This window comes from Listeria tempestatis (assembly GCF_963575625.1).
In the GTDB taxonomy this organism is placed as follows: domain Bacteria; phylum Bacillota; class Bacilli; order Lactobacillales; family Listeriaceae; genus Listeria; species Listeria tempestatis.
Map to the genome: position 1 here is coordinate 1 of NZ_CAUYTK010000021.1, position 5429 is coordinate 5429.

At 36.6% G+C, this 5429-nt stretch carries 7 protein-coding genes; 3 read left to right on the forward strand and 4 right to left on the reverse strand.

Going from position 1 to position 5429, the window contains the following annotated elements; translation table 11 throughout:
- Positions 1–371: 371 nt before the first annotated feature.
- From R8923_RS14130 to R8923_RS14145, 4 genes are read right to left on the reverse strand one after another with little or no spacing between them, the layout of a single operon-like run.
- Entirely contained in the window at positions 372–746 is a 375-nt protein-coding gene (locus tag R8923_RS14130; RefSeq protein ID WP_485873404.1) for a hypothetical protein, read from the reverse strand.
- Between the two features lie 14 nt (positions 747–760).
- On the reverse strand, positions 761–2110 hold the full coding sequence (locus tag R8923_RS14135) for a T7SS effector LXG polymorphic toxin (protein ID WP_485873405.1): 1350 nt from the start codon (positions 2108–2110) through the stop codon (positions 761–763).
- The gene (locus R8923_RS14140; RefSeq protein WP_485873406.1) at positions 2107–2475 is read right to left on the reverse strand and encodes a hypothetical protein; all 369 of its coding nucleotides are present in this window, start codon (positions 2473–2475) and stop codon (positions 2107–2109) included. The genes R8923_RS14135 and R8923_RS14140 overlap by 4 nt, the downstream gene beginning before the upstream one ends.
- 1 nt (position 2476) lies before the next feature.
- Positions 2477–2761, reverse strand: coding sequence for a TIGR04197 family type VII secretion effector (locus tag R8923_RS14145; RefSeq protein WP_485873407.1), 285 nt, complete (start codon positions 2759–2761; stop codon positions 2477–2479).
- Between the two features lie 291 nt (positions 2762–3052).
- Between R8923_RS14145 and R8923_RS14150 the strand changes: the two genes are divergently transcribed.
- From R8923_RS14150 to R8923_RS14160, 3 genes are all read left to right on the forward strand, one after another.
- The gene (locus R8923_RS14150; protein WP_485873408.1) at positions 3053–3673 is read left to right on the forward strand and encodes a hypothetical protein; all 621 of its coding nucleotides are present in this window, start codon (positions 3053–3055) and stop codon (positions 3671–3673) included.
- 86 nt (positions 3674–3759) lie between these two features.
- Entirely contained in the window at positions 3760–4599 is an 840-nt protein-coding gene (locus tag R8923_RS14155; RefSeq protein ID WP_485873409.1) for a pre-toxin TG domain-containing protein, read from the forward strand.
- A gap of 10 nt (positions 4600–4609) precedes the next feature.
- Positions 4610–4948, forward strand: a complete 339-nt coding sequence (locus R8923_RS14160; RefSeq protein WP_485873410.1) for a hypothetical protein — start codon at positions 4610–4612, stop codon at positions 4946–4948.
- Positions 4949–5429: the final 481 nt, after the last annotated feature.

The following is a 5429-nucleotide window of genomic DNA, read 5'->3' on the forward strand; positions in this document are numbered from 1 at the left end:
TTGGGTGCCAAACCCACGAGACCGAAGCACTGTCGGCGTCTTAGGACGTTTGGAAGACAGGGCTTGCGGTCTTATTTTTATTTCATCTTCTTGGGTATTTTGTAACGACACCTGTTTTCATGATTTATTTCCTTTACATCATTTAAAATATTATATTGAAGGATTTTAGTGATGTTTTTTTAATATTTGTTTTTGCTTATCCACACTGGCTGTCTGTTAAACACAAGTAAAAAGCCTTGCAGAAACAGCTTTTTTTGAGCGACTTTTTCAGTAAAGAACTCCCTTTAGTAGTAATCTAAAAGGAGTTTTTATATTGTTAGGATTCAATTGTAGTTCGATCAACAAAATTGCCATTGTCTTTAATAGCCATTCTAGCCAAAATCAATAGTCATTCTATCAATTTCTAGTTCTACGTATTCTCCAAAGAGAAACTGATAACCTTCCAGAATCTCATCTTTAATATTAAAACCCACATTTAAGTTACCATCAGGTGATAGGAATCCTTTCAATAAGTACCTAGCATTTTCTAGTTTTACAATTTCGGTTATTTTCTCACCTTCTGGCTGTGGCTTTACATCTAAACTATCAATAACAAAAAAACTAAGCTCTACTGGATAGGATTCGCCAAGCGATATTTTAATAGGGCAGTAGCCGATAAAGCAGGTTATTTCAATATCGTTGATTTTAACAGTAATTTCTTCTTCAATGTTAGCGCTAAAGTTTATAACGGTTGCATTTAGTAACATTAGTAAATCATCTCCTATTTAACTGGATTAATTTCAGGAATATTGACACCATTAAGCATTTTCCAGAAGCTTTTCCCGCTTTCAACGTGGTAAGTGGTTATTTCTCCAAAGTTATTAGTGCCGACAAACTCAAATTTTGCATAACTTTTAATAGGAACATCATTGAAGTTAGTCAGGCTACTATTTTTCATGAATTTTACATAGCCAGTACGTATCTCTTGTTTATAATTATACTCGACTTTAATACCAGTTTTCATAACATTTTGAGCCCCAATTAGATAATCTTCAGAAGTGATATAAGCATTTCCAAATTCAGCTTTATGTTTATTGAAGTGGAAAATTAATTTATCTGAACTAGCGAACTTTGCACTTATTATCTCATTTGGAGAAAACCTTGTTGTGAATCTAGCTAACCCAATCGCAGGAGCCCCGTACTGCGTCAAAACAAGCGTACCATCTAATAGCCGCTGTCCATCACTAACATGCTTCCCTGATACTGCATCCACGCCATAAACAGCACGATAAAATGAACCCACGCCAAGCACTTCACGGAAAACTGTCTCACTCTGCCAATAAATCATTTGTTGATTTACAAAATCAAGTGTAGCCTCTGTACTCATTTTACCATCAATCATTATGAAACCAGCATGATTTCCTTTTGGAATGTTTGGCGTTAGTCCAATTTCTTCAATTTCTTTTATCTTATCATCGATTTTTTGCTGGTTCGCATACATTTTAGTGAGCTGGCTGAATGACGCAGGATTTAATTTTTCGAGATGATACATGCCCGTTTTACCGTCAAACTTAAGATTTTGCTGTATGTTATCCAGTGCCTGTTTAATATAATTTGCTAATTCTCCAACTTCATAAAAGAAATTTCCATGACTCTGCTCGAAATCCATAAATTTGTTCAGTATATCTTCTTTTTTATGTGCTTCAAAAATTTGGGAGGCTAAATAATTTATCTCGGAAGCATATCCTGTTCCGTTAATAGCTGATAATTCTGACGTAATATTTTCAAGGCGATTTTCGAAGCCTATGATTTTTTGATTTAAATCATGAATACCATCTGCGTCAAGTCTAGAATTTGGGGAGAAATCCACTTGAGAATGAAAGTCTGTAATATATTTTTGCATCTTCCTTTCGCTTAAATCGAGAGCTTGTTTGATGGATGCACATAACGGAAAATAGGCACCCGCATAGTACTCTTTTGAGCTAGCGATGGCGTCCCCACTAATCGATGTATCATTAATATAAGTGATGACAGTTTGTTTCACGGCGTTTATATATTGCTTTAGTTCCTGATTCGATGCACGTAATTGGTGTGAGAAATGAGTAACCTCAGCAATATCGATGCGAGTCATAAAATCAGCTCCTTGTGTAACAGTTTCCGTTCTTCTTCCATTTGAGATAAGCTAGATTGAACAGTTTTCTGTTCTTGTCGTAGCTTTTCCCGCGTGCTTTCGATGTGTTTGTATAATTTTTTCCAACTGTCATGTGCTACATCTTCCGCATCATGAGCCACACTTCTGCCGTGATTACCGCGCCATACATCGTGAGCTTGGGCAATAAGATTTTCTTTCTCGCGTTCGATGTGCCGAAGCTCAATTTCCGTGTATTCTAGCTGTATTTGTCGTTGTTTTATAGTGTATAGATTGTCTTCTTGTTGCTCCTTCTTTCGCTTTAATTGTTGTAATGCTAGATGAATTTCCACGCTTCTCGGTTCCATCTTAGCGTACCTCCAATTGCATTTTCTGACCAGCTTCTCGATCCATAGCGGCGTAAGCTTCTCCGATTTGTTTGATTCGAGTAGCGTCTTCTTGCACGACTTTTCCAAACAAATCTATACTGTTCATTAAATTAAGTAATGCCTCCTGACCATTGGTCATAGATTTACATTGAGTGTAAGCCATCTCATTATTTCTTTTTGCAAGACGGCTCATTCCTGAGACGCTATCTCCAAGTTCAGCCGCATGATTCATCATTTTTTCTCTATTAACTTTTATTTGTGTCATATCCCTATTCCCCCGTCTAAAGTTAGTTATAAATTCATTATAAAGGAAAATAATTGAATTGTCGTCATGAAATACGGTTATTAATGTTATATCAAATAAACCCCAATATGGATATATTCGGGTTTATTTCTGACCTCGGATTACCTAAATGCTTCATTGAATACTTATAATTTTGGGCAAAGGGCACAAAAATTCCCCGTTTGTGACTGATATGCGAATTACAAATATTCTGTTACCTGATAAAATAGAATTTTGGAAATGTATATTAATGAAAAAAACGGAGGGATGGAAATGAAAATCGAGGTTTCAAAAAAAATTATAGTAATCATGGCTAGTGTTCTTTTACTAATTTTCTTAGGCGGCGTCTCTTTATTTGCGTACAACCAATACCAAATAAAAGTCGACCGCGATAAAAAAATCGAGGCTCAAGCTAAAAAAGCGAAGCTGACGAAACAGAAGCAAAAAATATTTAAGACTAGCATGGAGACTTTAGCTATAAATGGAAATGCGTTAGCATCAAGTGCCGAGGATGTGGGGGACCAATACCTTAAAATTTGGGAAGAGACTATTTATGAGGATTCGGGAGCACAGGTCGGGCAAGAACAATATACAGAATTTAGCGAAGCTATCTCCGCGCAGCGTAAACTCTTCGAAGATAACGGCAAGACCGCCAGCATCAAAGAGGAGAAAAAGTCTGTAGAAACTACTTTTAAACTACTCAAAGAAAACGTGACGAGCGAGAACGAAGCCACTTTCGCTAAAGTGGAAGAATACTACGACAGCCTTCTGAAATTTGTCAACTTAGCTAAAGACCCCACGGGGAGCTACACAAGCTATTCTGAAAGTTATATCTCGGCAAAAGGGGAAGTCATAACTCAGATGGAGAGCTTTTCAGACTTAGCATTTAAATAAAGTTTAGGTTTTGTAGCCCTCTTCGGGGGGGTTCTATTCAACTGGATAACATACAGCAAAATCTTAAGTTTGAAGGTAAAACGGGCATGTATCATCTCGAAAAATTAAATCCTGCGTCGTTCAGCCAGCTCACTAAAATGTATGCGAACCAGCAAAAAATCGATGATAAGATAAAAGAAATTGAAGAAATCGGACTAACGCCAAACATTCCAAAAGGAAATCATGCTGGTTTCATAATGATTGATGGTAAAATGAGTACAGAGGCTACACTTGATTTTGTAAATCAACAAATGATTTATTGGCAGAGTGAGACAGTTTTCCGTGAAGTGCTTGACGTGGGTTCATTTTATCGTGCTGTTTATGGCGTGGATGCAGTATCAGGGAAACATGTTAGTGACGGACAGCGGCTATTAGATGGTACGCTTGTTTTGACGCAGTACGGGGCTCCTGTGCTTGGGTTAGCTAAGTTTAGCAAAACCTTTGATATTAAAGAAATAAAAACAACCTTCAATAAAAACGCGGATCCTTTTTATGATTTATACGGATCAGGACCTGTGTCCCACCCCAAAGAATGGACAGCCTTAATAAATGACCTAGAGGAAAAAGGCATTTCAATATCTTATCGAGATGGTGTAATGGCATATGCACCTAATCCTAAAGGCGGAGTCGCTGGGAAAGTGATTATCGATAAAAATGCATCATTAAGCGCACTTAAACATGAGTATCAGCATGCATTAGATGATGTTAATGGAGGTTTTCCTGGCATGCAGATACAATTCCAAACCAAAGCGCGGCTCAAAATGGAATTTGATGCATATATGCAAGAAATACATTGGGCTGATAGTATAGGGAGAAAAGATATTGCGAATCAACTATTCGAAAACTATCTGGTCGAAAGGCAACACATCACAAATCATTTGAAGTGAGGAGATTAATATGACAATAATTGAAAAGCTTAATAATGGTCAATACGGGCTAGACGATTTAGAAAACTATCTTAATACAGGTAATGCCATCGTACTTTACAACACGATGCATGAGATTGTTGATAAAAAAATCACTAACCCATCTATAGTTCAAGCACTTATTAACATTTCTAGCAGAAGAGGGCAAACACTTGAAGATAAAATGTTAGGGTTTTATACAGTTGGAGATTTTGCCTTAGCAACTTTAAAAAACTTGGGAATTGATTTAACCTCCCTCAAAGAATATACACGTTTAGATTCATTTGAAAAAAAGCTAATTGATGAGCTTGCAGAGTCAGGAGAATTGTAAATTAGAAGTGACACAATGGCTGTTTTCATTATCATGACAAAAGAGTACAAAATAAGAAAAAAGTCGTTTATAAATATGGTCTTGATGAAAAAATATTAATGATTAATAAATGTAACAAAGATAACGGTACAATAAGACAGCAAGAGTCTATTGTTTTAGCATGAATTTTTCTTTAAGTGAGCTAGAAGGCGCTCGGCTAGGATGACTTTTAAAGACAATTTCATTGAACGAACTACAATTGAATCCTAACAATATAAAAACTCCTTTTAGAATATGATATGCATGATAATTTTTAAATTAAAAGGGAGTTTTATATTGGACTCTTAGGAATGTTGAATACTCAAAAATTCCTAAACCTATAAAGCCATCCACAAAATCCACTAATTATCACAATCAGCGGGTCGGGGGGTTCGAACCCCTCATAACCCATTGGGTGCCAAACCCACGAGACCGAAGCACTGTCGGCGTCTTAGGACGTTTG